Source organism: Nocardia asiatica NBRC 100129, assembly GCF_000308415.1.
GTDB classification, from domain to species: Bacteria; Actinomycetota; Actinomycetes; order Mycobacteriales; family Mycobacteriaceae; genus Nocardia; species Nocardia asiatica.
Genome location: NZ_BAFS01000031.1, coordinates 18930 through 45901, shown reverse-complemented (window position 1 = coordinate 45901; position 26972 = coordinate 18930). Strand labels below are relative to the sequence as shown.

Annotated in this window: 27 protein-coding genes; 13 read left to right on the top strand and 14 right to left on the bottom strand. The window is 69.6% G+C overall.

The annotated features are described in order from the left end of the window. A partial coding sequence (locus tag ON27_RS03800) for a sensor histidine kinase (RefSeq protein WP_083887361.1) occupies positions 1-2514 on the bottom strand: 2514 nt, incomplete at its 3' end. Positions 2515-2834: 320 nt separating this feature from the next. On the opposite strand from ON27_RS03800, the gene ON27_RS03795 reads away from it, so the two are divergent. The 5 genes from ON27_RS03795 (at position 2835) to ON27_RS03775 (ending at position 8839) form a co-directional block, all read left to right on the top strand. Next, positions 2835-4898 (top strand): AMP-binding protein, encoded by a 2064-nt coding sequence (locus ON27_RS03795; RefSeq protein WP_043719300.1) that lies wholly within the window; start codon positions 2835-2837, stop codon positions 4896-4898. 121 nt (positions 4899-5019) lie between these two features. Then, positions 5020-5406 carry a hemophore-related protein gene (locus tag ON27_RS03790; protein WP_043719335.1) on the top strand — a complete coding sequence of 129 codons (387 nt, stop codon included), beginning with the start codon at positions 5020-5022 and terminating at the stop codon, positions 5404-5406. A gap of 118 nt (positions 5407-5524) precedes the next feature. Beyond that, positions 5525-6238 carry a response regulator transcription factor gene (locus tag ON27_RS03785; RefSeq protein ID WP_043719297.1) on the top strand — a complete coding sequence of 238 codons (714 nt, stop codon included), beginning with the start codon at positions 5525-5527 and terminating at the stop codon, positions 6236-6238. After that, entirely contained in the window at positions 6235-7611 is a 1377-nt protein-coding gene (locus ON27_RS03780) for a sensor histidine kinase (protein WP_083887360.1), read from the top strand. The genes ON27_RS03785 and ON27_RS03780 overlap by 4 nt, the downstream gene beginning before the upstream one ends. 58 nt (positions 7612-7669) lie before the next feature. Further along, positions 7670-8839, top strand: coding sequence for a YhgE/Pip domain-containing protein (locus ON27_RS03775; protein ID WP_043719295.1), 1170 nt, complete (start codon positions 7670-7672; stop codon positions 8837-8839). A 373-nt stretch (positions 8840-9212) separates the two neighbouring features. On the opposite strand, the gene ON27_RS03770 is transcribed toward ON27_RS03775, so the two are convergent. The 4 genes from ON27_RS03770 to pdxH form a co-directional block, all read right to left on the bottom strand. After that, on the bottom strand, positions 9213-9572 hold the full coding sequence (locus ON27_RS03770) for an FKBP-type peptidyl-prolyl cis-trans isomerase (protein WP_043719293.1): 360 nt from the start codon (positions 9570-9572) through the stop codon (positions 9213-9215). A 38-nt stretch (positions 9573-9610) separates the two neighbouring features. After that, on the bottom strand, positions 9611-10924 hold the full coding sequence (locus tag ON27_RS03765) for a citrate synthase (protein WP_083880375.1): 1314 nt from the start codon (positions 10922-10924) through the stop codon (positions 9611-9613). 192 nt (positions 10925-11116) lie between these two features. After that, positions 11117-12397, bottom strand: coding sequence for an MFS transporter (locus ON27_RS03760; protein WP_043719329.1), 1281 nt, complete (start codon positions 12395-12397; stop codon positions 11117-11119). 69 nt (positions 12398-12466) lie between these two features. Continuing rightward, positions 12467-13156: a pyridoxamine 5'-phosphate oxidase gene (gene pdxH, locus ON27_RS03755; RefSeq protein WP_043719291.1), complete on the bottom strand. Its 690-nt coding sequence runs from the start codon at positions 13154-13156 to the stop codon at positions 12467-12469. Positions 13157-13277: 121 nt separating this feature from the next. On the opposite strand from pdxH, the gene ON27_RS03750 reads away from it, so the two are divergent. Continuing rightward, the gene (locus tag ON27_RS03750) at positions 13278-14426 is read left to right on the top strand and encodes a citrate synthase 2 (RefSeq protein WP_043719327.1); all 1149 of its coding nucleotides are present in this window, start codon (positions 13278-13280) and stop codon (positions 14424-14426) included. 100 nt (positions 14427-14526) lie between these two features. Here ON27_RS03750 and ON27_RS39645 read toward each other — a convergent pair whose 3' ends face one another. The 6 genes from ON27_RS39645 to ON27_RS03715 all read right to left on the bottom strand — a co-directional run bounded on the left by ON27_RS39645 (position 14527) and on the right by ON27_RS03715 (position 16805). Then, a complete protein-coding gene (locus tag ON27_RS39645; RefSeq protein ID WP_051046186.1) occupies positions 14527-15027 on the bottom strand; it encodes a hypothetical protein in 501 nt (166 codons plus the stop codon). A 169-nt stretch (positions 15028-15196) separates the two neighbouring features. After that, positions 15197-15487: a Clp protease N-terminal domain-containing protein gene (locus tag ON27_RS03735; protein ID WP_043719283.1), complete on the bottom strand. Its 291-nt coding sequence runs from the start codon at positions 15485-15487 to the stop codon at positions 15197-15199. 15 nt (positions 15488-15502) lie between these two features. Continuing rightward, complete coding sequence (locus tag ON27_RS03730; protein ID WP_043719281.1) at positions 15503-15856, bottom strand: hypothetical protein; 354 nt, start codon at positions 15854-15856, stop codon at positions 15503-15505. After that, complete coding sequence (locus ON27_RS03725; RefSeq protein WP_043719277.1) at positions 15853-16197, bottom strand: hypothetical protein; 345 nt, start codon at positions 16195-16197, stop codon at positions 15853-15855. The genes ON27_RS03730 and ON27_RS03725 overlap by 4 nt, the downstream gene beginning before the upstream one ends. Continuing rightward, on the bottom strand, positions 16176-16619 hold the full coding sequence (locus ON27_RS03720; RefSeq protein WP_051046185.1) for a hypothetical protein: 444 nt from the start codon (positions 16617-16619) through the stop codon (positions 16176-16178). Before ON27_RS03720 ends, ON27_RS03725 begins: the two co-directional genes overlap by 22 nt. Positions 16620-16625: 6 nt before the next feature. After that, complete coding sequence (locus tag ON27_RS03715; protein ID WP_043719274.1) at positions 16626-16805, bottom strand: hypothetical protein; 180 nt, start codon at positions 16803-16805, stop codon at positions 16626-16628. Positions 16806-17102: 297 nt separating this feature from the next. Between ON27_RS03715 and ON27_RS41085 the strand changes: the two genes are divergently transcribed. The 3 genes from ON27_RS41085 to ON27_RS03700 all read left to right on the top strand — a co-directional run bounded on the left by ON27_RS41085 (position 17103) and on the right by ON27_RS03700 (position 20111). After that, positions 17103-18461 carry a helix-turn-helix domain-containing protein gene (locus tag ON27_RS41085; RefSeq protein ID WP_051046184.1) on the top strand — a complete coding sequence of 453 codons (1359 nt, stop codon included), beginning with the start codon at positions 17103-17105 and terminating at the stop codon, positions 18459-18461. Further along, positions 18458-19138: a RibD family protein gene (locus tag ON27_RS03705; protein ID WP_043719272.1), complete on the top strand. Its 681-nt coding sequence runs from the start codon at positions 18458-18460 to the stop codon at positions 19136-19138. Before ON27_RS41085 ends, ON27_RS03705 begins: the two co-directional genes overlap by 4 nt. A gap of 133 nt (positions 19139-19271) precedes the next feature. Then, on the top strand, positions 19272-20111 hold the full coding sequence (locus tag ON27_RS03700; RefSeq protein WP_245559771.1) for a polysaccharide deacetylase family protein: 840 nt from the start codon (positions 19272-19274) through the stop codon (positions 20109-20111). Positions 20112-20136: 25 nt separating this feature from the next. Here ON27_RS03700 and ON27_RS03695 read toward each other — a convergent pair whose 3' ends face one another. Further along, positions 20137-20775 carry a hypothetical protein gene (locus tag ON27_RS03695; RefSeq protein WP_043719266.1) on the bottom strand — a complete coding sequence of 213 codons (639 nt, stop codon included), beginning with the start codon at positions 20773-20775 and terminating at the stop codon, positions 20137-20139. Positions 20776-20839: 64 nt separating this feature from the next. Between ON27_RS03695 and serC the strand changes: the two genes are divergently transcribed. The 3 genes from serC to ON27_RS03680 all read left to right on the top strand — a co-directional run bounded on the left by serC (position 20840) and on the right by ON27_RS03680 (position 24315). Beyond that, positions 20840-21964: a phosphoserine transaminase gene (gene serC, locus ON27_RS03690; RefSeq protein WP_043719263.1), complete on the top strand. Its 1125-nt coding sequence runs from the start codon at positions 20840-20842 to the stop codon at positions 21962-21964. A gap of 210 nt (positions 21965-22174) precedes the next feature. Beyond that, the gene (sepH, locus tag ON27_RS03685) at positions 22175-23218 is read left to right on the top strand and encodes a septation protein SepH (protein WP_174377807.1); all 1044 of its coding nucleotides are present in this window, start codon (positions 22175-22177) and stop codon (positions 23216-23218) included. Positions 23219-23586: 368 nt separating this feature from the next. Continuing rightward, a complete protein-coding gene (locus tag ON27_RS03680) occupies positions 23587-24315 on the top strand; it encodes a DUF6928 family protein (RefSeq protein ID WP_043719258.1) in 729 nt (242 codons plus the stop codon). Between the two features lie 200 nt (positions 24316-24515). Here ON27_RS03680 and ON27_RS03675 read toward each other — a convergent pair whose 3' ends face one another. Next, positions 24516-24815, bottom strand: coding sequence for a DUF2537 domain-containing protein (locus tag ON27_RS03675; RefSeq protein WP_043719256.1), 300 nt, complete (start codon positions 24813-24815; stop codon positions 24516-24518). After that, on the bottom strand, positions 24812-25615 hold the full coding sequence (locus ON27_RS03670) for a TrmH family RNA methyltransferase (RefSeq protein ID WP_043719318.1): 804 nt from the start codon (positions 25613-25615) through the stop codon (positions 24812-24814). Before ON27_RS03670 ends, ON27_RS03675 begins: the two co-directional genes overlap by 4 nt. A gap of 112 nt (positions 25616-25727) precedes the next feature. Here ON27_RS03670 and ON27_RS03665 point away from each other — a divergent pair, with 112 nt between their 5' ends. Next, positions 25728-26930 carry a GNAT family N-acetyltransferase gene (locus ON27_RS03665; protein ID WP_043719254.1) on the top strand — a complete coding sequence of 401 codons (1203 nt, stop codon included), beginning with the start codon at positions 25728-25730 and terminating at the stop codon, positions 26928-26930. Positions 26931-26972: the final 42 nt, after the last annotated feature.

The window sequence follows — 26972 nt, the reverse complement described above, 5'->3', positions numbered from 1 at the left end:
GGACTCGCGCTGCGGCAGACCACCCAACGCGTCACGCTGCGGCAGGCCACCGGACGCCGACTCACGCTGCGGCACACCGCTCGTGCCCGGCTGGCGCTGCGGCAGACCGGTGCTCGGCTGCGGCACACCGTTCGCGCCGGGCTGACGGATGGGCAGTTCACCGGAGTTCGGCTCACGCGGCGGCAGGCCGGTCCCGGCCTGCTCCGAGGGCCCACCGGGCTGGCGCGGCGGCGGGCCGCCCGGCGAGAGGTTGCGCTTGGGCAGATTGGCCGCGGCGAGCTTGCCGCGCTGCGGACCGCTCGGCGCGGGCTGCCCCGGCGCGGGGCGCAGGCTCGCGGCCGACTGCTGCGCGTCCGCGCGCATACCGGACGACGACATGGCCGAACCGGGCTGCCGCTGCGGCAGCCCGCCCGGACCCGTGGCCGCGGGCGCGCTGGGGGTGGGCCCGCTCGGGGCCGGCGTGGCACTGGTGACCGGAATCGGGCCGCTCACCCCGGGATCGACGGTGACCATGACATTGCCCCCAGGGGTCCGCGTGACGGCCCGCATCTGCATGGACGACGGCGCCGACGGACGCTTCGGCGCGGCGGCCTGCGGCGAGGGCTGCGGGGTGACGGGCTGCCCCGCGCTCGGCTTGCCCGCGACGATCAGTCCGACCGGCACGTGCACGGTCACCGTCACGCCTGGGTCGCGCGCGGTGTCGAAGGTGGGGCGCAGCCGCACGGTCAGGCCGTGCCGCTCGGCGAGCCGGCCGACCACGAACAGACCCATGTGGCGGGCCGTGTCCGGCCCGGGCTCGGCGGTCTGCTCCAAGCGGCGGTTGATGTCGGCCATCTCGGCGGGCGGCATACCGATGCCGCGGTCGGCCACCTCGATGAGCAGGCCCTGGTCGTGCGCCTGCGCGAAAGTGAACTTGACGTCGGTCTCCGGCGGCGAGGCGCGCAGCGCGTTGTCCAGCAGCTCGGCGAACAGATGCGCGAGGTCGGAGGCGGCGGGCTCCTTCAGCGAACCGCGCGGGGTGGCGCCGAGCTTCACGCGCTCGTAGTCCTCGACCTCGGAGATCGCGGCGCGCAGCACGTCGGCGATCTCGACCGGGGCGGACTTGGCGCGGCGCTGCCTGGTACCCGCGAGGATCAGCAGGTTGTCGCCGTTACGGCGCATACGGGCGGCGAGGTGGTCGAGCCGGAAGAGGTTCTCCAGTAGGCGCGGGTCCTTCTCGTCGTACTCCATCGCCTCGATGAGGGTGAGCTGATGGTCGACGAGCGACTTGGACCGCCGCGCCAGGGTCTCGAACATGTCGTTGACCTGCGAACGCATCTTCGCCTGGTCACTCGCCAGGCGCAGCGCCTGGCCGTGGATGTCGTCGACCGCGCGGGCCAGCTGACCGATTTCCTCGGTGCTGCGCACCGGCATCGGCTCCAGCGGCACCTCTTCAGGTGAGGCGCCGTTGCGGAGCTGGGCGACCTCGTGCGGCAGGTCGCTCTCGGCCACGCGCAGCGCGGCCAGCCGCAGCCGGTGCAGCGGGACGATCATCGAGCGGGCCACGAAGACGGCGAGCAGGAGCGCGGCGAGGATGGTGGCGATGACGACCGCGGTGTAGGTCCACGCGTCGCGCTGGGCGCTGCCCACCAGCGATGCCATCGCGGAGTCGATGTCCTTGGTCGCCTTGCCGACGACGTGCTCGTAGACCGCCAGGCTGTCGGTCAGCGACTTCTTCAGGTCGCCGACCGGGAGCTGGCCCGCCTGCGCCTGCGGGCTGGTCAGCAGCGCGATCCTGGTGTCGATGCCGGCCCGCAGGTCGGCGATCGAGGTGTCGCCGTCGGAGAAGCGGTGCGCGAGCACGTTCAGCAGCGCGCGCTCGGTATTGGAGGCGATGAGGAAGTTCTGGACGCCGGCCTGCTGGGAGCGCAGCACCTCGGGGAAGGCGGCGAGTTCGCTGACCAGGGTGGCACGGGTGTTGAGCGAGTCGACCAGCCGCAGTTTGGCCGCGTCGACAGCGGTGTCGCTGACCTGGCCCACCGTGGACTCGACGATATTGGTGCTGCCGTTGCGGACGCGGTCGATCAACGCGAGCGTGTCGGTCGGCGGGCCGGTGGTGACGGACTTGCCCTGGGCGCGCACACCCTTGGCCTGGGTGAGCATGCCCTCGAGCGCCTCGCGTGCGCCGGGCACGCTGTCGAACCGGGAGAGCACCTTCTCGGCGTTGGCGATCGCCTTGTCCAGATCCGCGAGGTTCTGATCGGTCACGACGGACTGATTGGATCCCAGCGAGATCATCTGCGAGCCGGCGGTGGTCGCTGTCTGCGCGCTCAGCGCCGTGACCGAGGGGATGGCGGCCACGTTCTCGGAGATGTCGGCGAGCCGGTTGGACTCCGCGAACTGCGATGAGATCCTGGACACGCCGAGCCCGACCGCGACCGCCAGAGGCACGGCGAGCACCGCCGTCACCTTCCAGCGCAGGTCCCAGTTGCCGAGCGCCCAGCGTTTGTTGCCGGACCTAGCGGCGTCACGCATCTCCCACTCACTTTCCAAACTGGCCTCTACCACGCACCATCAGCCGAACCTCCACAATCGCGTGCATGGCTCGACGGGTGGAGCTGGCCGAGAACTGCGGCTGGCCGAGAAATTGCGTCTACGACGGCCCAAACAAGTGACATCAGATTCTAACGGATCAATAACTTCTTGGGTGACTCCGTGTAAGTTCGCAACCGATGACCTGCCGATTCCAGGCAAAACCTGAGGTCGCGGCACCCACCCGGGCGTCGCGTGAAGTCTGCCACAATCAACCAGATCTATCGAGGCGGGCATCGAGGCGAGGCTAGGGAGTCACGGGGTTGAACGTGCGGCAGGAGTATCGACCGGCCTATCAGACCAGCTTGGTGGATCCCGCCGAGTTCTGGGCCGCCGCGGCCGAGGCGATCGACTGGGACGTGCGCCCGACGCAGATCCTCGACACCAGCGCCCGCCCGGTGGCCAGGTGGTTTCCCGACGGCCGGCTCAACACCTCCTTCAACGCGCTCGATCGGCACGTGCATCCGACGACCCCCGGTGCCCCCAGCCGCGCCGATCAGCCGGCACTAATATACGACTCCGCTATGACCGACGCGACCGTCGTATACACCTACGCCGAATTGCTCGACGAGGTGGCGCGGTTCGCCGGTGCGATGGCCCGGCTCGGCGTCTCGGCGGGCGATCGCGTGGTGATCTACCTGCCGATGATCCCCGAAGCGGTGATCGCGATGCTGGCCTGCGCCCGCATCGGCGCGGTCCATTCGGTGGTGTTCGGCGGCTTCGCGGCGCCGGAGCTGGCCGCCCGCATCGATGACGCGGAACCGGTGCTGATCGTCACAGCGTCCGGCGGACTGGAACCCGGCCGGAAGATCGACTATCCGCCGATCGTGCTGCAGGCGCTGGATCTCGCCGAGACCACCGCGCCGCGCACCGTGGTCGTCAAGCAGCGGCCGGAGTTCGACACCATTCATTTCCCGGCCCCGCAGCCCGCCACCGAGTTCCTGCCTAGTTCGGCGCAGACCGTGGCCGCGCAATGGCTGGACTGGGACGACGCCGTGCGCGACGCGCCACCCGCCGGGCCGGTACCGGTCGCCGCGACCGATCCGCTCTACATCCTCTACACCTCGGGCACCACCGGTAAGCCGAAGGGCGTGGTGCGCGACAACGGCGGGCACGCCGTCGCCCTGGCCTGGTCCATGCGCAATATCTACGACGTGGACGCGGGCCAGGTGATGTGGGCCGCCTCCGACGTGGGCTGGGTGGTCGGGCACTCCTACATCGTCTACGCGCCGCTGCTGGTCGGGGCCACCACGCTGCTGTACGAGGGCAAACCGATCGGCACGCCCGACGCGGGCGCGTACTGGCGGGTGATCGACCGGCACAAGGTGGACGTGCTGTTCACCGCCCCCACCGCGCTGCGGGCCATCCGCAGGGCGGATCCGCGAGCGGAACTGGCCCATCGCCACGACCTGTCCTCCCTGCGCGCCCTGTTCTGCGCGGGCGAACGCCTCGACCCGGCCACCTACGCCTGGGCCGACGAGACCCTGCTCGCGGGCCGCCAGGACTGCCCGGTCGTGGATCACTGGTGGCAGACCGAGACCGGCTGGCCGATCTGCGCGAACCCGCTCGGCCTGCAGCAGTTGCCGATCAAGCCGGGCTCGGCCTCGATGCCGGTGCCGGGCTATCGACTACGGGTGCTCGACTCCTCCGGCAACGCGGTGGCGCCCAACACCGAGGGCAATATCGTCATCGGCCTTCCGCTGCCGCCCGGCACACTGACCGGGCTGTGGCGCGACGACGCCCGCTACGAGCGTTCCTACCTCTCCGCCTATCCCGGCCACTACCTCACCGGCGACTCCGGCTACTTCGACGAGGACGGCTATCTGTTCGTGCTCGGCCGCAGCGACGACGTGATCAACATGGCCGGGCACCGGCTCTCGGCGGGCAGCATCGAGGCGGCCATCGCCGGGCACCAGGCGGTCGCCGAATGCGCCGTCATCGGGCTGCCCGACGAACTCAAGGGCCACCGGCCGCTGGCCTACGTGGTGTTGAAGTCCGGTGTCGACATCGATCCGTCGCGACTGCGCGAGGAGCTGATCGAGCGGGTGCGCACCCAGGTGGGCGCCATCGCCACGTTGCACGACGCGATCGCGGTGACGGCGCTGCCCAAGACCAGGTCCGGCAAGATCCTGCGCAAGACCATCCGGCAGATGACCTCCGGCGGCCCGTTCGAGGTGCCCTCCACCATCGAGGACCCGGGTGTGCTCGCGTCCCTCGAGCAGCAGATCCGCGCGGCCCGTCCGGAATGGCGGGAACCGGCGGGCAGCGACACCGAGAACACCGACGACGTGGTGGAGCCCGACGTGGATCCGGTTGTGCCATCCTGAGTTCGCGCACGTCCCGTGATGTCCTCAGAGTTTCCACAGAGGACGTTCATATCCGTGCCAGCAGTTCGAAATAGCCTCGAGACCGCCCCGAAACCCTTCGATGATCTGGAGGCAACACATCATGAAACGTTCCGTAGGCCGCCCCGCCCTCGCCGCTCTCGCAGCTGGTGGATTCGCCACGGTCACGTTGGTCCTGAGCCCCGCGATCGCCAACGCGGGCCCGATGGAATACGCCGAGCCGCTGCTGACCTCGAGCTGCTCGTTCGCCCAGGTCGATGCCGCGCTGCACGACCAAGCGCCGCAGCTGGCGGCGATGCTCGACGCCAACCCGAGTCAGAAGGCCGAGTTGCAGCGCAGGTTCGACCAGCCGGTCGAGCAGCGGCGGGCCGAGCTGCAGCGGGCCATCGATGAGAACCCGGATGCCGCGCGCCAGGCGGAGAACGACCCGCGGGCCGCGCAGCTGCGCGACACCATTCGCGCTGTGGCCGAGTCCTGCCACAACTACTGATCGCGCGACGATTCCGGTGACTCGCCGGGTCCGCTTGGACCTGGCGAGTCCGGGAGCGGGTCGCTCCGCCGCCCTCCCCGACCCGCACGGCCGAAGACCTGGAGAGGAGGGGAGCAGAATGGACGACGTGACGTCGACCCCGACCCCCACGGTTCTCGTCGTCGACGACGACGAGGACGTGCTCGCCTCGGTCGAGCGCGGGCTGCGGCTGTCCGGCTTCCAGGTCCTGGTCGCCCGGGACGGCGCGCAGGCGCTGCGCAGCGTGAACGATCACGCGCCCGACGCCATCGTGCTCGACATGAACATGCCCGTCCTGGACGGCGCGGGCGTGGTCACCGCGTTGCGCGCGATGGGCAACGACGTGCCGATCTGCGTGCTCAGCGCCCGCGCGTCGGTGGACGACCGCATCTCCGGACTGGAGTCCGGCGCCGACGACTACCTGGTCAAGCCGTTCGTGCTGAAGGAGCTGGTGGTACGGATCCGGGCCCTGCTGCGCCGCCGATCCGACACGCCTGCCCCCGCGACCCCGGGCGCGGTGACCGTCGGTCCGCTGGAGGTGGACGTCGCGGGCTACCGCGCGATGCTGCACGGCCGTGAGATCGAGTTGACGAAGCGGGAATTCGAGCTGCTGTCCACGCTGGCCAGGAATGTGGGCGTGGTGCTGAGCCGGGAGCGGCTGCTGGAACTGGTGTGGGGCTACGACTTCGCCGCCGACACCAACGTGGTGGACGTCTTCGTCGGTTACCTGCGCCGCAAGCTCGAGGTGAACGACACGCCCAGGTTGCTGCACACGATCCGCGGCGTCGGGTTCGTGCTGCGAGCGCCGAAATGACCGGTTCCGCCCCGGCCCGCCCGAAAACCCGTCGGCGCCGGTCGTTCTCGCTGCGCACCCGGGTCGCGGGAGCGGCGGCGGCGGGCGCGATCGTCATCGTGACGCTGATCAGCCTGATCAGCATCCGCGCCATCGAGCGCAACAACGTGCAGCAGTCCGATCAGCAACTCGCCGTCGCGGCGCGAATCGTGCTGATCGAGCCGCAGATCGCCGTCCGGTTCATCAGCTTGACCGGGCTGAACAGCGACATGGCGGTGACCGTCCGGGACAACGGCGAGGTCGTCGCCAGCACGCCCACCGAGCTGCCCGAGCTGGCGACCGGTTCGCGCACCGTCCCGGTGGGCGGCACCCCGTACCGGATCCTGACCACCACCGAGAATCAGCCCGCGGGCCGGGTCGTCTCACTCGGCATCCCCGCCGCGGGCGCGGCCGAGGCCACCGCCGAGCAGCAACGATGGGTTCTCGGCGGCGCACTGCTGGCCATCGCCGCAGCGGCGGCGCTCGGCTGGCTGCTGGCGGGCGCCGCGGTGCGGCCGATCGTCCGGCTCACCCGGCAGGTGGGGGCACGCAGCGCGTTCCCCGATCCACGCAATTCGCAGACGCCGGTGGAGGGCGCGGGCGTGCGCGAGGCGGAGAAACTGGCCGACGCCGTGAACACCATGCTGCAACGGGTGGACCAGGCCCAGGCTCAGACCGCGGCCGCACTCGAGACCGCACGCGATTTCGCCGCCGTGTCCGCCCACGAGCTGCGCACTCCGCTCACCGCGATGCGCACCGATCTCGAGGTGCTGCGCACCCTCGATCTCGACGAGGCGCAACGGGCCGAGATCCTCGACGACCTGCAACGCAGCCAGGGCCGGGTGGAGAGCACGCTCGCGGCGCTGGAGCGGCTGGCCACCGGCGATCTGACCAATGAGCGCGACCACGTCGCCACCGACGTCGGCGACCTGTGCGACCAGGCCGCGCACGACGCCATGCGGCATTTCCCCGGACTCACCGTGCGCATCGATTCCGACGCCGAACTGGTCACGCGCGGCCTGCCCGCCGGGTTACGGCTGGCGGTGGACAACGCGCTGGCCAACTCGGTCAAGCACGGCGGAGCCACCGAGGCCCTGGTCTGCGCGCACCGGCGGCCGGGCGGTCACATCGTCATCTCGATCGACGACAACGGTCGCGGCATCCCCGCGCAGGAGCGCGAAGCCGTCTTCGACCGTTTCTTCCGCGGCAGCCAAGCCAGCAAGGGCGGCTCCGGGCTCGGCCTGGCGCTGGTCGCGCAGCAGGCCCAGTTGCACGGTGGCCGCGCCTATTTCGACGCGGGCACCCTCGGCGGCATCCGGCTGGTCCTGGACCTGCCCGAGCGGTCGGCGATTTAGACATCCCTCAGAGAAACGCCAAGGAGCGCACCATAATACGCGTTTAGGGTATGCGGACGTGATCGGAAAACACGCCCGCTGGGCACTTCTCGCCGTTGCCCTCGTTTCCGCGGGCGCTCTCGGCGCCGCAATCACCGCATGTGCCGGGTCCGGCCGGGGGCCGACGGGAATCGCGCTGGTCAACGGCGATGCCGGCCCGACCGGCGCGCGGGTCGTCAAGGCGCTGCAGGACGCGGGCGGCTACGAATGGACCGCCGTCGCCGCGAGCGAGGTGGACGCCGACGATTACGCCGCCGTCATCACGCTGCCCGGCGATCTGACCGAGTCGTTGGGCACCCTGGCCGGCGCGGAGCCGAAGCGGGCCGAAGTCACCGTGGACACGCACGAAGACGCCGACGCCGACCTGGTGCACGGCGCGGTGACCGCGGTGACCCAGCGGATCGGCGCGGTCGGCGTCGAAGCCGCCCTCACCGCGGTCACCCAGGCCCGGTCCCAGCTTTCCCAGGTGCAGTTCACCGCCCAACTGCTCAACGCGGGTGTCGGCGCGGCCGCCGCGGGCGCCGGTCAGTTCAGTTCCGGCGCCGATCAGCTGCTCGGCTTCCTGGAATTCGCGAAGAACGGTTCGGCGCAGCTGACTTCGGCCATCGCCCTGTTGAACTCCACCGTGGACGGCGCGGCCGCCCAGGCGAACCAGCTCGCCGCCGCCCTCGATTCGACCGGGATCACGATCGCGCAGGTGGAACAGACGGCGAACACCGTGAGCGGCGGACTCGATCAGATCCTGCCGCTGTTGCGCGCGCTTCCGTTCGCGAACGATCCGGCACTCGCCGACATCATCGGGAAGCTGGACGCGCTGCGCGGCGTGTCCGGCCAGGCGGGCGCGCAGCTGACCGGGCTCGGCTCGCTGGTCGGCGGCGCGGTGGACCCCGAGACCGATCTCGGCACTCTGCTTCGCACCGTCGTGGACCGTCTGACCAGCGCGAGCGCGCAACTGTCCGAGGGGGCGGAGCTCGCCGAGGGCCTGCCGCAGCTGGCCGAACAGGGCGGCGCCCAACTGGTCGACGCCATCGCCCAGCTCACCGGAGGTGTGAGTCAGCTGCAAGGCATCGTGCACAACCTGAGCAGCCAGACCGACAAAGCCGTCGCCGCCCTGCCGCAACGCAGCAGCGCCCAGCAGTCCGCTCTGGCCTCGGCCCTCACCGATCCGGTCGAGATCGTCAGAAAGTAGCCGGACACGACGAGGGCCCGCGTTCCTCGATGGAACACGGGCCATACATCTCGAGCTGCGCCGAAGCCCTCGCTGATGTGAACTCCGGCGATGAAACACGGGTCACGCGTCTCAGGCCGCGGCGAAATCTCGAGTGGTGCCAGCTCCGGCGCGCGTCACCACACTGGCTCGACCACAGGTTTCGAGCGAAGCGAGACCGAGCATTGTCCGTTCACGGCCCGGCTCGCATTCGAGCGGCCGCCGCGTCCGCGACGAAGTCGCCAGCGGTGGTCGCTCGAATGCGAGCCACAAAGGGGCCGTGAACACCCAGCGCCGCAGGCGCTGGAAAACCAACACAGGCCGTGAACACCCAGCGCCGCAGGCGCTGGAGAAATCAATTAGCGTTCAGCAGGTCGATCACGAAGACCAAGGTCTTGCCCGACAGGCGGTGACCGGCGCCGGCGGGGCCGTAGGCCAGCTCCGGCGGGATCGTCAGCTGACGACGGCCGCCGACCTTCATGCCGGGGATGCCGTCCTGCCAGCCCTGGATCAGGCCGCGCAGCGGGAAGGTGATGGACTCACCGCGGTTCCAGGACGAGTCGAACTCTTCGCCGGATTCGAATTCGACACCCACGTAGTGCACCTCCACGGTGCCGCCGGGCACCGCTTCCTTGCCCGAGCCTTCGATGATGTCCTTGATCACCAGCTCGGTGGGCGCGGGCCCTGCCTGGAATTCGATCTCCGGTTTGGTCATTCGGCTATGCCCCTTCGTTAGGTGTGGATGGATTTTCGTCAGCGGTTGTTGATCTCGCGGTAATCGCGAGCGCCGTAGCCGGTGTAGATCTGCCGCGGACGGCCGATCTTCAAAGGCTCACTGTGCATTTCGCGCCAGTGGGCGATCCAGCCGGGGAGCCGGCCCATCGCGAACAGCACCGTGAACATGCGGGTCGGGAAGCCCATCGCCTTGTAGATGACGCCGGTGTAGAAGTCGACGTTCGGGTACAGGCGCCGCTCGATGAAGTAGTCGTCGGTGAGCGCGGCCTCTTCCAGGGCCTGCGCGATGTCGAACAGCTCGTCGTGGCCGCCGAGCTTGCTCAGGATCGCGTCGGCGTGCTTCTTGGCGATCGAGGCGCGCGGGTCGTAGTTGCGGTAGACGCGGTGTCCGAAGCCCATCAGCTTCACCCCGTCTTCCTTGTTCTTGACCTTGCGGATGAACTCCTTGACGTCGCTGCCGCTGGCCTTGATGCCGTCGAGCATCTCCAGCACGGCCTGGTTCGCGCCGCCGTGCAGCGGGCCCCACAGCGCGTTGATGCCGCCGGAGACCGAGGTGAACAGGTTGGCGTCGGACGAGCCGACCAGGCGCACGGTCGAGGTGGAGCAGTTCTGCTCGTGGTCGGCGTGCAGGATGAGCAGCATGTCCAGCGCCGCGGCGACCTCGGGGTCGACCTCGTAGGGTTCGGCCGGGAAGCCGAAGGTCATGCGCAGGAAGTTCTCCACCAGGCTCAGCGAGTTGTCCGGGTAGAGGAAGGGCTGGCCGACCGACTTCTTGTACGAGTAGGCCGCGATGGTGGGCAGCTTGGCCAATAGTCGGATGGTGGACAGCTCGACCTGTTCGGGGTCGCGCGGGTCCAGCGAGTCCTGGTAGTAGGCCGACAGCGCGTTCACGGCCGAGGACAGCACCGGCATCGGGTGCGCGTTGCGCGGGAACCCGTCGAAGAACCGCTTCAGGTCCTCGTGCAGCAGGGTGTGCCTGCGGATGCGGTCGGTGAAGTCCTCGAGCTGGGCCTGGGTGGGCAGCTCGCCGTAGATGAGCAGGTAGCTGACCTCGATGAAGGTCGAGGCCGCCGCCAACTGGTCGATCGGGTATCCGCGGTAGCGCAGGATGCCCGCCTCACCGTCGATGTAGGTGATCGCCGACTTGGTCGGGGCGGTGTTCATGAAGCCCGGGTCGTACGTCACGTACCCGGTGCTGGCCAGCAGCTTCCCCAGCTCGATCCCGTCGTTGCCCTCGGCGGCCCTGGTGACCGTCATCGGGAACTCGCCGCCGGGGTAGGAAAGGACCGGCTTGGCGTCGTCGTCGACGTTGATGATGTTCTCAGCGGGCACGGAAGGATCCCTCTCAGGCTAGAACCACAGGCACCGGCGCGGTCGGCGCACGATGCGCTTGCCTCAACGCTAGCCGTTCACCGACGCGGACAATACCGGAGGGTAGTCCTGCGGCGGCTCACAAACACGTCCTGGCGCGGTGAGGTCTTCCGCCCATGGCGCGACGCGGTCGCTGGACGTTCGCGGTGCACGTCACAGGGCGATTTCGGCTCGAGCGCGTGCGACACGGTAACGCGTGAAGGCCGGGAACGCGACCGCCGCGATCAGCACGCCCGCCACCACGAGCGCGCCTCCGCCCGCCGCGGCTACAGCGGTACCCAGGCTCGCCGCCGCGAAACCGTGGGCAACATCACCGATCCGCGGACCGCCTGCCACCACGACTGTGAAGACCCCTTGCAGCCGTCCACGCAGATCGTCGGTGGCCACCGTCTGCAGCATCGTGACCCGCAGCGCGGCCGAGACCATGTCCACCGCGCCGCCGAAGGCCGAGCAGGCCAGCGCGATCCACAACCCCGCGCCGAGGCCGATGCCGTGGCCGGTGAAACCCACGGCGAGTCCGAAGCCGACCATGGCCAGACCCCACAGCGCGATGCAGACCAGCACGGCGAGGCCCTGCCTGCGGACTCGCGGAATCCAGCCGGAGAACACCCCGCCGAGCACCGCGCCCGCCGACATCGAGGCGAACAGCAGACCGAGCGCCACCCCACCGGTGGCCGGGTCGCCGAAGGTCTCGTGCGCGATCTGCGGGAACAGCGCGCGCGGCATCCCGAACACCATGGCGATCACGTCCACCGCGAACGACGCGAGCAGCACACGCTGGGTGGCGAGATAGCCGAAACCGTCGAGCACCGTGCGGAATCCGGCGCGGCGCACCGCTCCGGTCGGCGGCAGCGCGGGCAGCCGCCAGACCGCCCAGAGGGTGGCCAGCAGCGCGACGGCGTCGAGGAGATAGAGCGTGGCGAGCCCGACGGCCGGGATGAGCGCACCGGCCAGCACCGGCCCCGCGATGGCTCCGAACTGCATCACCGTCATGTTCAGCGAATTCGCGGCGGCCAGTTGGTCATCGGGCAGCAGGCGCGGGATGGCGGCGCTGCGGGTGGGCTGGTTCACCGCGAAGAACGCCTGCTGCACCGCGAACAGGCCGAGCACGACCCAGACGTTGTCCAGTCCGGCCGCCGCTTGCAGCCAGAAGGCCAGCGCCGTGAGCCCGGTGCCCGCATTGGTGAACAGCAGGAGCCTGCGCCGGTCGAGTACGTCGGCGAGCGCGCCGCCCCACAGGCCGAACACGATCAACGGCGCCAAGCCGAACAGTCCGGCCAGACCGACGTAGCCGGAGCTGCCTGTGATCTGGAAGATCTGCTGCGGCACCGCCACAACGGACAGCTGAGCGCCGATCATGGTGACGATGCCCGAACTCCACAGGCGTCGGAAATGCGGGTCGCGCAGCGGAGTGGTGTCGGCGAGCAGTTTCACCGGGCGCAGCGTATCCAGTCGCCCGGACCGGCCGGGCGCGAGAATTCTCACGCCCGGCCCGGGAATACCTCAGGGCTGCAAGCGCTCGATCGTGGTCTCGTCGCCGATCCGCATGCGGATCCGGTTGTGCAGCCTGCCGCGCCGCCCTTGCCAGAACTCGACCTCGTCGGGGCGGACCAGGAAACCGCCCCAGTGCGGCGGCACCGGGATCTCGTCGACCTCGGCGAAACGCGCGGTCGCCTCGGCCAAGGTGCGATCCAGTTCCGACCGCGAGCCGATCGGCTCGGACTGCCGCGAGGCCCAGGCGCCGAGCTGCGAGTCGCGCGGCCGGGAACGCCAGTAGGCCGCCGTCGTCTCGGCGGGCACCCGCTCGACCGCGCCGCGCAGGTGCACCTGTCTGCCCAGCGCGGGCCAGACGAAGGTGACCGCGGCGTAGGGGACGGCGGTCAACTGAGCCCCCTTGGCGGACTCGTAGTTCGTGTAGAAGATCACACCGTCCGGCGAGAGCCCTTTACACAGCACGGTCCGCGCGACCGGCCGCGGCGTGCCGTCGGCCATCGACACCGTGGCCAGCACCATGGCGTTGGGTTCGGCGATGCCGACCGCGGTGGCCTGTTCGATCCAGTGCCGCAACAGCGGCTCCCAGCCCCCGGCCAGCCAGGTCTCGTCCAGGTCGACGTCCTCGTTGCCACCGTGCGGCAGGCCGCCGTAGTCGACCCGCATGGCGGCGAGATCCGATGAATTGTCCAGGTCACGCATGGGCCAGACGTTACTCCGCAGTAGCGGCGAGCTAAGGTTTTGATGATCGGCATGTGCTCGTCAAATCCGACGTCTTCCCATCGACGAGAACATGCGACCCAAGTGCAAGGAGAGTCGCAACATGACTACCAGCCCCGCGGTTTCCGGTGGGCAGGCCACCGTACCCAGCGATTTCGTCAGTGGCCTGGAAGGCGTGGTTGCTTTCACCACCGACATCGCCGAACCCGACAAGGACGGCGGCGCGCTGCGCTACCGCGGAGTCGACATCGAGGACCTGGTGGAGAGCCGGGTGACCTTCGGTGACGTATGGGCGCTGCTGGTCGACGGATCGTTCGGCCGCGGCCTGCCGCCCGCCGAGCCGTTCCCGCTCCCTGTGCACACCGGTGACGTGCGCGTCGACGTACAGGCCGGCCTGGCCATGCTCGCGCCGATCTGGGGCTACCAGCCGCTGCTGGACATCGACGACGAGACCGCTCGGGAGAATCTCGCCCGCGCCTCGGTCATGGCGCTGTCCTATGTCGCGCAGTCGGCGCGCGGCATCTACCAGCCCGCCGTCCCGCAGAAGAAGATCGACGAGTGCACCACGGTCACCGAGCGCTTCATGACTCGCTGGAAGGGTGACCCCGACCCGCGGCACACCGAGGCCATCGACGCCTACTGGGTCTCCGCCGCCGAGCACGGCATGAACGCCTCCACCTTCACCGCCCGGGTGATCGCCTCGACCGGCGCCGACGTGGCGGCCTCGCTGTCCGGTGCGATCGGCGCCATGTCCGGTCCGCTGCACGGCGGCGCGCCCGCGCGCGTGCTGCCGATGATCGAAGAGGTCGAGAAGTCCGGCGACGCACGCGCTCTGGTCAAGGGCATCCTGGACCGCAAGGAGAAGCTGATGGGCTTCGGTCACCGGGTCTACCGGGCCGAGGACCCGCGCGCCCGCGTGCTGCGCGCCACCGCGAAGCGGCTGGCCGCTCCGCGCTACGAGGTCGCCGCCGCGCTGGAGCAGGCCGCCCTGGCGGAGCTGCGCGAGCGTCGTCCGGACCGCGCCATCGAGACCAACGTGGAGTTCTGGGCCGCCGTGATCCTGGACTTCGCCGAGGTGCCCGCCCACATGATGCCCGCCATGTTCACCTGCGGCCGCACCGCGGGCTGGTGCGCGCACATCCTCGAGCAGAAACAACTGGGCAAACTGGTCCGCCCGGCGGCCATCTACACCGGCCCCAGCCCCCGCAGGCCCGAACAGGTCGCAGGCTGGGCCACCATCGCCCACACCTAGGCCCACCACAGCGCCAGGTCCGCGAGCCGGGCGTGACAGCGGGAGATTTTCTCCGGCGGTCACATCCGGCTCGCGTCGCATCCGTGCAGCGGGCAGCCGATCAGACCCCGCGCGGCCCCACCGTGACCCGCCGTCCGTCGCGGGTGGCCACAGTGACGCGCGGCTGTTCGCTTCCGGTCGCGCGGACGACCGCGAACGCCAAACCGTCCGCGCCGATCGCTACCACCTGCTCCTCCAAGCTGGAGGCCACCGACAGGGAAACCGCGTCCTGTGCGGCGCGGCCGATCACCGCGAACCAGCCCACGCCGTTCCGGTCAGCGGTCGCGGACCGGAATCGGGCTGCGAGGCGCTGCAAGGGCTCCCACGCCAGGGTGTGGGCATGCCGAAGACCGCTAGGCCGGGGTGCGCCGAACGTTGTTCCGTGGGTCGTCCACCGGTCTCCGTCGGGGTGCACGAACACGATGTAGCGGCCTTGGTCTCCGTCGACGACGACAGCGGCGATCTCGTCGCGGACAATCGCGCTGACCGAGGTGAGATCCCGGTCAGCGGCCACCAAAGCATCGAGCGCCACGGCGACCGCTGGATGGTTCAGAGTGTCCATTCGCAGTGCCGATTCCTTCCATGTCAGCGGATTGCCCAAATGACGGCTCTGTTGTCCCACCGTCGTCCTAGCAGCGTGCTGCGTGCTCGTATCGACTTTCCGTCGGTAGGTCCTGTTCAGGCCACGAGTGGGAGATGAAACACGAACGGCCGCAGACCAGCTGATTCGGTCAGCCGTCAACGGATCGAAGCACAGTGGTCCCGTCAAGACTGCGCACCCGATACTGGCCCGGTCCAGGTATCGGGGCATCGATGATCTGGGCCAGCCGCCGAATCAGTTCGGCGGGGTCGACGCCCATCCGATCGCGCAGCTCGACGGTCGAGATGGCGTCCGGGTCGGAGAATGCGGCGATCAAGACGTGCTCGACGCCTACCCATCCGTCACCACGGTCCCGTGCGAGCTTCTCGGCGTCGGTCAGCAACCGCTCGTACATGGGTGTTCGGATGATCGGCTCCGCCATCGCTCCACCTTCCCATCACATGTAGAGAATCTCGGTCCATTCGTAGTAAGTGTGGCCCCACGAGTCCTTGTACTTCCTGCACCACCAATACCGCCACCCCAGACCGTCATGTGTCCTCACCTTGTCGCCCTCATTGAGTCGGCTGCAGGTCAGTGCCGGAGTGCCGTCCGGCGTGGACTCCGATTCCGGAAACCGCGCCGAGTCGCTACCTCGGCATGCGGAGTTGTCGTCCTTGGGATCGACGTGCCCGAACAAGCATGGCCCGGCGTGGGCTGGCGCAATCGCGGTCGGCGTGAGCGTGCCACCGACGAGCGACACCGTAAGGGCGCAGCCTGCGAGCAGCGCACGGGCTGTGGTCCTGAGCTTCATGGGTTCCTCTTTCGAGAGTGGGCGTGCCGACCACCTCGCCGGGTCGGTGCCGTTGGTTTGGCGTCGATGTCCGGGGCGACTCCGGCCGCGCGCAATGTCCGCTGGATCTCCTGCTTGCGGGCGCAGCGGGTGAGTCGGCAGCCCAGATGCCGCGCCCACTGCTGGCGGGCCTGCTCGACCGTCAGCGGCAGGGGCGGCGATTCGTGGCTGAGGCGTTCGTCGATCTCGGTGAACCGCGGCCCCATAGCCGGTGCACCGGTCGCCAGCCAGACAACAGCGAACACGCAGGCGACGACCGCGACGGTCATCGCGGCGAGGATCAGCACCGGCCCGGCGGGCATGGCTGTCCATCCACCACCGCGGCGACGAGGTCTGCCCACTGCGTAGCGAGGTAACCCACCTGTGTCCACGCCGCGTGCAGGGTCTCCTCGGTGACTTCCTCCTGCGCGAGCAACAGCATCTCGGCATCGACGTACGCGGCGGCGAGCGCGTCAGCGGCGGCCCCGACATCGGCCGCGCCGGTGGCGGGCGCAAGGTGGGTGGTCACCCATCGGTTGATCAGCGTGGCGAGTTCGGCGCGGCGGCGGTCGACGTCGGCGGCGCGGCCCGGGTCGATTCGGCGGGTGCGGTGCAGGTGCGCGAGTGCCCGCGCCCATCGAGTGACGAGGTGATCGCCGGGCTTGTCGCCTGCGACGTAGCGGATCGCCGCGCTGACCTCGTGCCAGTCTGGTAACCCGTGCTGAAACCTGTTGCCCGCGTCCATACCCGGCTACTCCTGTGATCCGAGCGAGTAGGCCATCGCCGCGAGGTATGGCAGGCATCGGCCGCCGTGGCCGGAGTGGTCGACGAGGACGAAGCGGGCGCGGTCCAAGTCGAGATCAGTGGGTTCGGTTCCGCAGTCGCAGTAGTGCGCGGCCCACAGATCCCGGGTGTCTGGCGTGATACGCATGGCGGCCTCCGTGGCAGACGGTTCGGGCACACCAGCGCCGGGACCGGCCGCGCAGCTCCAACCATGACCTCCCGCGCGGCCGGGAACGTATCCGAGACGGATGCGGGATCGCCTGCGGCCCTGCACCGGTGTGCTATCTCAGCGTCTCTGCGGCGGGTGGAAGCGACTAGGCAGTAGCGATGCAGTTGCAACGCAACTTCGCAGCATCTCTCCTGAGCAATTGGAGAGGGAATGCGGTTGACCGGGTGTAATTTTCGAAGCACCACGGCGGCACGAGCAGGGGGCGGAAGCGAGCCGATGATCGTCTATCGCTGGACCGGAATGGAATCGAAAGCGCTGCGCGATGCGATGCTGCTCAGCGTCGAGAAGTTCGCAGCCAGAACTGGGATCTCGGCGCGGTCGGTCACCAACTGGGAGCTCCAGGGGGTCTCTGCGCACATGCGGCCGAGCAGCCGGGAACTGCTGGACAAGGCGCTCGCGGAAGCGTCGCCGGAGGTGATCGCCCGCTTCGAGCGGGCGCTGGCCGAGATCGGATCGCAGCGAGACGAACCCGAGGACGGTCCCCCGGTAACAGTTACGCTGGCGAATGACACCCCCGCTCGGCTGATGCCGATCGCGACGGGTGCTGGTGATGCTGATCAGGTCTGGGTGCGCGCCCGGACCGCCGCCGGAGAGGTCGCCCTCGTGTCACTCCCACGTCGTACTGTCGTCGCAGGATTCGGAGCTGGAGCCCTAGCCGCCGCCGTGGGCGCCAAGCCCGCGGCGGCCTTGGCCCACAGTCACGTCGACCATCCCGCCCACTTCCGCACGCTCCGGTTGGCGCTCATCGAGAGCGACAACCTCTACGGCGGCCAGTCGGTGATCCCGCTGGTCGAGCAGAACCTCGAGATCATGAACCAGCTGCGGCGCGCGGGGATCGGCGACGCCGCCGATATGCAGCGGATGCGGATCTTCTACGCGGAGTTCGCGGCGTGGCTGCACCAGGACGCCTGTAACTGGTCGCGTGCTCAGCAATGGACCGACCGTGCGCTGACCTGGTCGCATCAGCTCGGTGATGACTACTGCATCGCGGCCACGCTGATTCGTAAGGCGCAGATCGCGAACGATATGGGAGACGGTGCCGAGGCAATAGAGTTGGCGGAGGCCGCCGAACGCGCCGCACCGCCGGGAACGCGTTTCGCTGCGGTGGCAGCGACCTTCGCCGGGTACGGTGCCGCGCTGGCCGGTGACCAATCGGGCAGCGCTCGCGCGTTCGACCGGGCGCGCACGCTCGCGGACGACGCCGACGCGGATCCGGTGTGGGGTGGGTTCCTCGACGAGCCGTACATCGACGCCCACCAGGCGCACGGGCACGCGACGCTGGGCGACTATCGGGCCGCGATCGACCAGTTCTCGCGGGCGATCGGTGGAATGCAGTCCGGGTTCACGCGCGATGAAGCTGTCTACACCTCACGGCAGGCGCTCGCGTACGCGCGCGCAGGTGAGACAGAGCCCGCCGCCACGCTGGGCCTCGCCGCGATGCAGGTCGGCGTCAGCACCGGATCCGAACGCGTCCTGCGGAACGTGCGCGCCGTCGATGAGTTGCTGTCGGCGCGGCATCTGCCCGAGGTTGCCGAGTTCCGTGCGGCGGCCGAGCGTTGGGCGGTCATCTCGTGACGCGGCCGTTCGTGCTGCTGTCTGTCGCGACCAGCATCGACGGCTACATCGACGATACGACCGCCGAACGGCTGCTGCTGTCCAACGCCGCGGACTTCGACCGCGTCGACCAGGTCCGCGCCGAGTGCGACGCCATCCTCATCGGGGCTGGCACAATCCGCGCCGACAATCCCCGGCTCATCGTGAAGGGCGACGACCGCCGAGCCGAGCGCGCCGCAGCGGGCCGGACCCGGCAGCCGTTGAAGGTGACCGTCACCGACAGCGGCAACCTCGACCCGGACGCGAAGTTCTGGCACCACGGCACCGAGGAGCATCTGCCCGTGGTCTACACGACCGACGCGGGCGCAGCGAAGGCGCGCGAACGACTCGGCGAACTGGCGGACGTCGTCGCGCTCGGTGAGACGGTGGACTTCGGTGCACTGCTCGACGACCTCGGCGCCCGGGGCGTCGGCCGGTTGATGGTCGAGGGCGGCTCACACATGCACACGGCGTTTCTGTCGGCCGGGCTCGCCGACGAGCTGCATCTCGCGATCGGCCCGCTCCTGGTCGGCGACCCCGGCGCGCCGCGGTTCGTGAATCCGGCGCAGTTCCCGGGCGGTTCGACGCGGCGTATGCGGCTGGTCGACGTTACTCAGCTCGGCGACGTCGCGGTACTGCGCTACCACCTGAAGGCGTAGGTCGGTACCGGTCGTCGGCATCGCCCTGCGGCGGCTGGTGTTCCTCGCCCATCGCGGCCGCCTCGAGTACGTCGAGGATCCGGCCGAGCACTACCCCGGCGTAGCATCCGGGGGAAGCAAGAGGACTCGAGGGATGCTGGACAAAGGAATATCGCGGCGCCGAATGCTCGGCGCCGGGGCCGTACTGGCCGCAGGATTCGCCGCCACCGGATGCGGCACCACACCGATCACCTCCGTCGCCCAGGCCGAAACGTCGGCTGCGCCCGCCACGAGCGCACGGTCGGCAGCGGCGCCTGCTGTCGCCACCCGGTACGCCGGGATGCAGCCGAGCCGCTGGGGTGTCGACCTGCCGGGGATCACCAGCACTTTCGCGGCTGCGGGCAAACAGATCGCGCTCACCTTCGACGCGTGCGGCGGACCGGGTAACAACGACATCGACGAGTCGCTGATGAACTTCCTGATCAGCGAGCGGATTCCGGCGACGCTGTTCCTCAACAAGCGCTGGATCGATGCGAACCGGGCGCGGGCCGCGCAATTGGCGGCGAATCCACTGTTCGAACTGGCCAATCATGGCGTGGCGCACAAACCGCTTTCGGTGAACGGCCGCGAAGCGTATGGCATCGTTGGCACACGCTCGGCGCAGGAGGTCGCCGACGAAGTGTGGGCCAACCACGAGTTGCTGACCACGCTGACGGGCAGGCCGCCGCGATTCTTTCGCGCGGGCACCGCGCATTACGACGACGTGGCCGTGGCTATCGTTCGCGAATTGGGGGAAACGCCGGTCGGTTTCAGTATCAACGCCGATTTCGGCGCGACGGCTTCGGCCACCGCGGTGCAATCGGCGATGAATGCGGTTGCCCCGGGCGCTATTTCACTCGCCCACATGCACCGGCCGCACTCCGGGACGGCAGCGGGCATGATCGCGGCGCTGCCGAAGATCCGGGCGATGGGTTTCACCTTCGTGCATCTGTAGGCGCTCGACCCGATCAGCCCGCGGTTCACTCCTCCAGCGACGCGAGCCAGTCGACGGCGACCGATTCGCCGTGGTCGACCTCGAAGAAGGCGACCTCGAGATGCTGGCCGAGGTCCACCAGGCGGATGGCGTTCAACGGCACCGGCTGCACCAGCCGCACCCGCCACGGTTTGGGTTCGTCCCAGGCCCGCAGTTCGAGGTCCAGCCGCAGCACGGGGTCGTCGCGCCCGGAGTAGTCGGCCGCGACCGGCGCGGCGGCCAGCACGGTGGCGTCCGCGCGGCGGCCGTCGGCGAGGATCTTCGCGATGCTCGCGCGGCCGGATTCTTCGATGCCGGGCACGTACAGCACGAGGCGGTCGCGGTCGCGCGGGTCCACCCGGCAGCACACGACGTCGCCCGGGCGCATCCATTCGAGGTCCGCGTCGGCCACCCGCTGCCGCACCCGGCTCTCGTAGGGGAACTCCCCGGCCAGCTGCACCCGGACCCAGAACACGTGCCCGGGTTCGGTGCGCCGCGGACGCACGCCGAGGATCGTCGCGGTCCCCGGTTCCCCGCGGATCAGCAACTCCCGCCGCACCGTCTCCGAGACCGTCGCGCCGCGCAGGCGGAAATTCCGCGCCCGCTCGCGCAGTCGCCACCCCGAGTTTGCTGACGGCATGCTCATGGGCGCTTACGTTAGCCGGAGTGTGGGCGTCGCCACAGCGATACCACCGACTACCCTGTTCGCCATGACCTCTGCGTTTCCGACCATTCCCGACGATCTCAAGCCCGCCGACGGACGGTTCGGTTGCGGCCCCTCCAAGGTGCGCCCGGAGCAGCTGCAGTCGCTGGTGAACGTCGGTGCCTCGGTGTTCGGAACCTCGCATCGGCAGAAACCGGTCAAGGACGTGGTAGCGCGGGTGCGCTCCGGCTTGCGCGAGCTGTTCGGCCTGCCCGACGGCTACGAGGTGGTGCTCGGCAACGGCGGCACCACCGCGTTCTGGGACGCGGCGGCGTTCGGCCTGGTCCGTGAGCGCTCACTGCACCTGACCAACGGTGAGTTCAGCTCGAAGTTCGCGGCGGTGACCAAGGGCAACCCGTTCATCGGCGACCCGATCGTGATCTCGGCCGAGCCGGGCAGCGCGCCGGAGCCGGTGTCGGACCCGTCGGTGGACCTGATCGGCTGGGCGCACAACGAGACCTCGACCGGTGTGTCCATCCCGGTCCGGCGTCCCGCGGACTCGGAGCACGCGCTCGTCGCCATCGACGCCACCTCCGGCGCGGGCGGCCTGCCGGTCACCATCACCGACGCCGACGTCTACTACTTCGCTCCGCAGAAGTGCTTCGCCTCCGACGGCGGCCTGTGGGTCGCGTTGATGAGCCCGGCCGCGCTGGCCCGGGTGGAGGAGATCAAGGCGTCGGGCCGCTGGACGCCCGACTTCCTGTCGCTGCCGATCGCGATCGACAACAGCACCAAGGACCAGACCTACAACACTCCGGCGCTGGGCACCCTGCTGCTGTTCGCCGACCAGATCGAGTGGCTCAACGGCAACGGCGGCCTGGACTGGGCGGTCAAGCGCACGCTGGACTCGTCGTCGCGGCTGTACTCCTGGGCCGAGTCGAGCGAGTACGCGACTCCTTACGTCACGGACCCGGCGCACCGCTCGCAGGTGGTCGGCACCATCGACTTCGCCGATTCGGTCGACGCGGCCGCGGTGGCGAAGATCCTGCGCGCCAACGGCATCGTGGACACCGAGCCGTACCGCAAGCTGGGCCGCAACCAGCTGCGCATCGGCATGTTCCCGGCGATCGATCCGGACGACGTCAGCCAGCTGACCCGCTCGATCGACTGGGTCGTGCAGAATCTCGGCTGAGCGCCGTGTATTTCGGCCCGGCGACCGCAACACGCCCGGGATCGACACGCCGCAGAATTAGGTATTGCGGATAGAACAGAGCAGATTAGCGGGGCACGGACGTCTCCGAGGAGATTTCCGTGCCGCGTGTCCTGCCCCATGAATCTCAGATGTGCACTACTGTTTCGGAAAGTGGGCGGTGTCGCGAGTCGACGCGATAAGGAGGTAACGGTGCGTGAACTTCGAGTGATCGGGGTGACGCCCGACTCCACGCACATCGTGTGTATCGACACCGAGTCCGGTCAGAAGTTCCGGCTGCCCGCCGACGACAAACTGCGAGCCGCCGCGCGCGGAGACCTTGCCCGATTCGGCCAGATAGAGATCGAAATGGAAGCAACTATGCGTCCCCGAGATATCCAGGCCCGTATTCGCGCAGGGGCCTCTGTGGAACAGGTCACCGAGGAATCCGGAATGCCGGCCAGCCGCGTCGAGCGGTTCGCCTATCCAGTCCTGCTGGAGCGAGCGCGCGCCGCCGAACTCGCCCAGAAGGCCCATCCGGTCCGTCCCGACGGTCCCGCCGTGGACACCCTCATCGATGTGGTCACCGCCGCGTTCACCGCGCGCGGGCACAACATCGAGGGCGCGGAATGGGACGCCTGGAAGGACGAGAAGGGTTACTGGGTCGCCCAGTTGCAGTGGCAGAACGGTCGATCGGAGATCGCCGCGCACTGGCGCTACCAGCCGGACGCGCACGGCGGCTCGGTCTCCCCGCTCGACGATCCGGCGTCCGACCTGATCGATCCGGACTTCGGTCGCGCGCTGCGCGGGCTGGCCACCATCGTGCCGCCCGAGCCGGAACCGGCTCAGCCGCAGCCCGAACCGGTGGCCGAACCGCGTCCCGCTCCGGCCACGCCGCCCGCGCGCACCGCGAGCCGCCAGAGCCAGCCCACGCTGGACGAGTACTACGAGCAGCGTGCCGTCGCGGCCGGTGGCGGCGCCGCGGCGATCCCGCCGGGCAACGGCGCCGCGGCCGGTACGGCAGTCCCCGCGGCGGCAGCCAACGCGGCTCCCGCGAATGCCGCGGCGGCGACACCGGCTTCCGGCGCCGCTGCGGATACGGCCCCGCCAGCCCCTGCCGCGTCGACGCCCGCCGCGAGCGAGGAGCCGGCGAAGCCCGCGAAGGCTCCGGCGAAGCCGAGTCGCGCCAAGCGGGGCAAGGCGCCGATGCCGTCCTGGGAGGACGTACTGCTCGGGGTGCGCAGCTCCGGTCACTGACCGCTGTCCGCCTCTCCGCGTTTCAGGCCGTACGAGGTGGGAGCGCGGGGCTCGCGCACAGGTCCTGCTCGGAGTGCCGCCTCAGCTTCGGGCGTACTCGATGAGTTACCCATGTGCTCGCGAAATCAGTAGTAGCGATTCGGTGCTCGATCGCCCGTGCGAGACGGAACTATTCGCTGACATCGCAGGCGAACGGGCGCGTGTTTTCGCGGCGCGAAGCCGCACCGCGGGGAGTGCGGGGCGAGTAAATTTTCGGTGTGGTCGACGACGCGTCGGCGCCGACGGTCACCTGAGCGGTGCGCCGGTCGGGACCAGCGCGTTGCTCGGAGTTCGCGAATCCATTCGTGCGACTATCGGGAGGTGCCGGAATGCTCTCCAAGGCTTGGTCGCTCTGGTACGTCGACACCCCCGACCCGGTGGCGGTGCGGTGCGCGAACCACGACCCGGACCCCGGAGCCGCACTGGCGCTGGCGAGGCAACTGCACGAGGACCGCGAGGTGCGGCCGGTCATGGTAGGCACACTGGCCGGTTGCGCGGGCCCGGACATCGACCACGTGTACATCGGCTGCTTTCCTGGCGTGACGGTGCTGTGCTCGGCACAGGCCGCGCGGATCCACCCGACCGAGATCCCGGAATTGCTGGTGCGCCCGCTGGCCTCCGAGCACACCTATCTGGTGTCGTTCGACATCGAGCACGGCTGGGGCGCGTTCGCTCATTGGGAGCGCGGCGAGTTCCGCCGATCGTTCAGCTCGACCCGGGTGAACATCTTGGAAGACGAAGGACTTCCGCTGGTCTGGGAGCGTTCGTACTGGGCGGGTGAGCATCCGGTGCGGTGGCGCCCGGGCGAGCTGCCCGATCCGCAGTCGCTGCCGTTCGATCCGCCCGACTTCGCCGACGCCGCCAACCACGAATGGCTCGGCTTCCGCTACCGCGGTCCGGTCGCACCCGGCGCGATCGCGCCCGGCGACATCCCCGTCTGCGGTTTCGCGCTCTACCCGAAGGGCAAGGCGAGCAGCCCCACCGACGGTGGGGCGCATGCGACGTCGCGCAGGCGCGGCCTGTTCGGCTGGCTGCGCGGACCCGATCCCGTACCCTAGGCACGGCCGAATGCGGCCGGCTGCGCGTGACTCGCCCCGAGCCCAGTCGCGACCGAGGTCAACTGGCTACGCGGACCCCCGGCCCCGCACGCGCAACCAAGATCAGCTGACCACCGGAACCACCCCCTGCGGCGCGGCCCGCTCATGGGGCTACGCGGACCCGACCGTCAAGCGCGTCGCTACTCGGCGCGACCGATCAGCTAAGCGGCCGATACGCCCAGCAGCAACGCGATCCAGCCGAGCAGCACGCCCGCCGCGCCGCCGCCGATCACCCACCTCGTCACCGGCGCGAAACGCCAGCGCCAGGCGGTGGGCGCGGCGCCGCCGACCGCGACGAGGTTCACCGCGACCGCGAGCAGCGGATGCACTTCGGCCAGCGCGGCGCCGAAGGAATACACCGCGACCGCGGCCAGTAGCGCCACCATGGTCGCCACGGTGAGGCCCGCACCCCACGGCGTCGGGTCCGGATAGGACGAATCCGATCGATACGGTTCGGTCACGCGGTCCTCACCCGCTCGTAGAAAGCCATCGCCGCCGCGGTCGCGACGTTGAGCGAATCGGTGCCGGGCGTCATGGGAATGCGCGCGCGGACATCGGCGGCCCGCATGGCCTCCTCGGTCAGTCCCGGCCCTTCGGCCCCGAGCAACAACGCCACCCGCTCCCCCGTCATCGCCGTCGCCAGATTCACCGCAGCCGGGTTCGGCGTGAGCGCGATGATACGGAATCCCTTGCGCCGCAGTATATCCAGCCCGACAGGCCAATCCGGCACGGTCGTGAACGGCACTCGCAGCACGTGTCCCATCGACACCCGGACGGCGCGGCGGTACAGCGGGTCGGCACAGCGGTCACCGAACAGGATCGCGTCGGCTCCCAGCCCCGCCGCGTTGCGGAACATCGCGCCGAGATTCTCGTGATCGTTGACCCCCTCCAGCACCGCGACGGTGCGCGCCTGCTCGATCACCTCGTCGACGCCGAGTTCGGCGGGACGGCGCGCGACGGCCAGCACGCCGCGGTTGAGGTGGAAACCGACCACCTCGGCCATCACCTCGGCCGTCGCGCGGTAGTACGGCACGTCCACGGCCACCAAGTCGTCGGCGAGTTCGGCGCGCCTGCGTTCCACGCCGAGCAGCGCGGTCGGTGTGAAGCGCGAATCGAGCATCCGCTGCACCACTACGACGCCCTCGGCGATCACCAGTCCCTTGCGCCCGGGCAGGTCGGGCCTGCGGTCGGCCGACTTGAGATCGCGGAAGTCGTCGACCCGTGGGTCGGCGGGGTCATCGATATCGATCACTTCGGCCACCGCTCCATCCTGCCGGGCGGTCCTGGCCGTGTCCGAATCGGTGTTCGCCCGGCGGTCGCGGACGGCGGAAAATGCGGTGCGGGCGGGTGCGCGGGCGTGGCAAGGTCGAAGCATGACGCTCCCGGGAATCACGATTCGGCCGGCCACCGAGGACGACGGGCCCGCGATCATGACGCTGGTGGAGACCTCGTTCGGCACCCGCTACGACCCGGCCGAGTTGCAGCGGATACCGCGGCTGTTCCCGCCGGAGAACACGATCGTGGCGGTCGACGGCGATCAGGTCGTCGGGCACGTGCAATCCACCACCATGACGGTGACGGTGCCCGGCGAGCGGACCGTGCCGGTGTGCGGCATCGCGGGCGTCGGCGTGGCGCCGACCCATCGGCGGCGCGGCATTCTGCGCGCCATGTACACCGAGCAGCACCGGCGTATCGAGGCGGCCGGACTGCCCTTGACGATGTTCACCGCCAGCGAGGGCGGCATCTACGGCCGGTTCGGGTACGGGCGCGCGACCCGGGAGAACGCGGTCGGCATCGACCGCCGCTTCGCCGAATTCCTGCCGTCGGCAGCCGACCCCGGTGGTGTCACGCTCCGCACGCCGGGCGAGCTGCGCGCCGCCGCGGAGCGGATCTACGACCGCTGGCGCAGGCTGGTGCCAGGCGCGCAGGTGCGCCCGGCGGCGGCCTGGGACATCGTGTTCGACGACCCGGAGCGTTTCCGGAACGGCGGCACCAGCCTGTTCGGGTTCCTGCACGCCGACGGCTACGCGCTGTATCGATTCCACGCCGACGGCAGGGCGCGAACGGTCGAAGTCGTCGAAATGCGGACGGTCACCGCCGAAGCGCACGCGGCGTTGTGGCGAGCCTTGCTCGGGCTGGATCTGGTCAGCCGCGTGGACGGCGTGCTCACCGACCATGACCCGCTGCCCTACCTGCTGACCGATCCCCGGCTGGTGCGCACGACCGCCCGCTACGACGGGTCGTGGCTTCGCCTGATGGACGTTCCCGCCGCGCTGACGGCGCGCGCTTACGCGGGCGAGTTGGATGTGACCATCGAAGTGACCGATCCTTTCCGGAACGCGGGCGGCACATTCGCGCTGCGTGTGCGCGACGGTCAGGCGGAGTGCGCACCCACCGGCCGCGCGGCCGATATCGAGCTGGGCATCGACGTTCTCGGCAGCATGTATCTCGGCGCGTATCCCGCGCGGGTGTTCGCGGCGGCGAATCGCCTGCGAGCCAAGGATCCCGCGCAGGTGCGTGCGCTCGATGACGCCTTCCGCACGGAGCGGGACGCCATGCTCGGCTGGTTCTTCTGACGGGCGCGCCCCGCCGCGGGGAAGGAAGAAATGTCCGAATCG

What these genes read in the sequence shown, in the direction of transcription:
- ON27_RS03790 (WP_043719335.1), top strand. Translation starts at nt 5,020, where the DNA reads ATGAAACGTTCCGTAGGCCGCCCCGCCCTCGCCGCTCTCGCAGCTGGT.
- ON27_RS03785 (WP_043719297.1), top strand. Translation starts at nt 5,525, where the DNA reads ATGGACGACGTGACGTCGACCCCGACCCCCACGGTTCTCGTCGTCGAC.
- ON27_RS03780 (WP_083887360.1), top strand. Translation starts at nt 6,235, where the DNA reads ATGACCGGTTCCGCCCCGGCCCGCCCGAAAACCCGTCGGCGCCGGTCG.
- ON27_RS03770 (WP_043719293.1), bottom strand. Translation starts at nt 9,572, where the DNA reads ATGACCAAACCGGAGATCGAATTCCAGGCAGGGCCCGCGCCCACCGAG.
- pdxH (WP_043719291.1), bottom strand. Translation starts at nt 13,156, where the DNA reads ATGCGTGACCTGGACAATTCATCGGATCTCGCCGCCATGCGGGTCGAC.
- ON27_RS03750 (WP_043719327.1), top strand. Translation starts at nt 13,278, where the DNA reads ATGACTACCAGCCCCGCGGTTTCCGGTGGGCAGGCCACCGTACCCAGC.
- ON27_RS39645 (WP_051046186.1), bottom strand. Translation starts at nt 15,027, where the DNA reads ATGGACACTCTGAACCATCCAGCGGTCGCCGTGGCGCTCGATGCTTTG.
- ON27_RS03735 (WP_043719283.1), bottom strand. Translation starts at nt 15,487, where the DNA reads ATGGCGGAGCCGATCATCCGAACACCCATGTACGAGCGGTTGCTGACC.
- ON27_RS03730 (WP_043719281.1), bottom strand. Translation starts at nt 15,856, where the DNA reads ATGAAGCTCAGGACCACAGCCCGTGCGCTGCTCGCAGGCTGCGCCCTT.
- ON27_RS03725 (WP_043719277.1), bottom strand. Translation starts at nt 16,197, where the DNA reads ATGCCCGCCGGGCCGGTGCTGATCCTCGCCGCGATGACCGTCGCGGTC.
- ON27_RS03720 (WP_051046185.1), bottom strand. Translation starts at nt 16,619, where the DNA reads ATGGACGCGGGCAACAGGTTTCAGCACGGGTTACCAGACTGGCACGAG.
- ON27_RS03715 (WP_043719274.1), bottom strand. Translation starts at nt 16,805, where the DNA reads ATGCGTATCACGCCAGACACCCGGGATCTGTGGGCCGCGCACTACTGC.
- ON27_RS41085 (WP_051046184.1), top strand. Translation starts at nt 17,103, where the DNA reads ATGATCGTCTATCGCTGGACCGGAATGGAATCGAAAGCGCTGCGCGAT.
- ON27_RS03700 (WP_245559771.1), top strand. Translation starts at nt 19,272, where the DNA reads ATGCTGGACAAAGGAATATCGCGGCGCCGAATGCTCGGCGCCGGGGCC.
- ON27_RS03695 (WP_043719266.1), bottom strand. Translation starts at nt 20,775, where the DNA reads ATGAGCATGCCGTCAGCAAACTCGGGGTGGCGACTGCGCGAGCGGGCG.
- serC (WP_043719263.1), top strand. Translation starts at nt 20,840, where the DNA reads ATGACCTCTGCGTTTCCGACCATTCCCGACGATCTCAAGCCCGCCGAC.
- ON27_RS03680 (WP_043719258.1), top strand. Translation starts at nt 23,587, where the DNA reads ATGCTCTCCAAGGCTTGGTCGCTCTGGTACGTCGACACCCCCGACCCG.
- ON27_RS03665 (WP_043719254.1), top strand. Translation starts at nt 25,728, where the DNA reads ATGACGCTCCCGGGAATCACGATTCGGCCGGCCACCGAGGACGACGGG.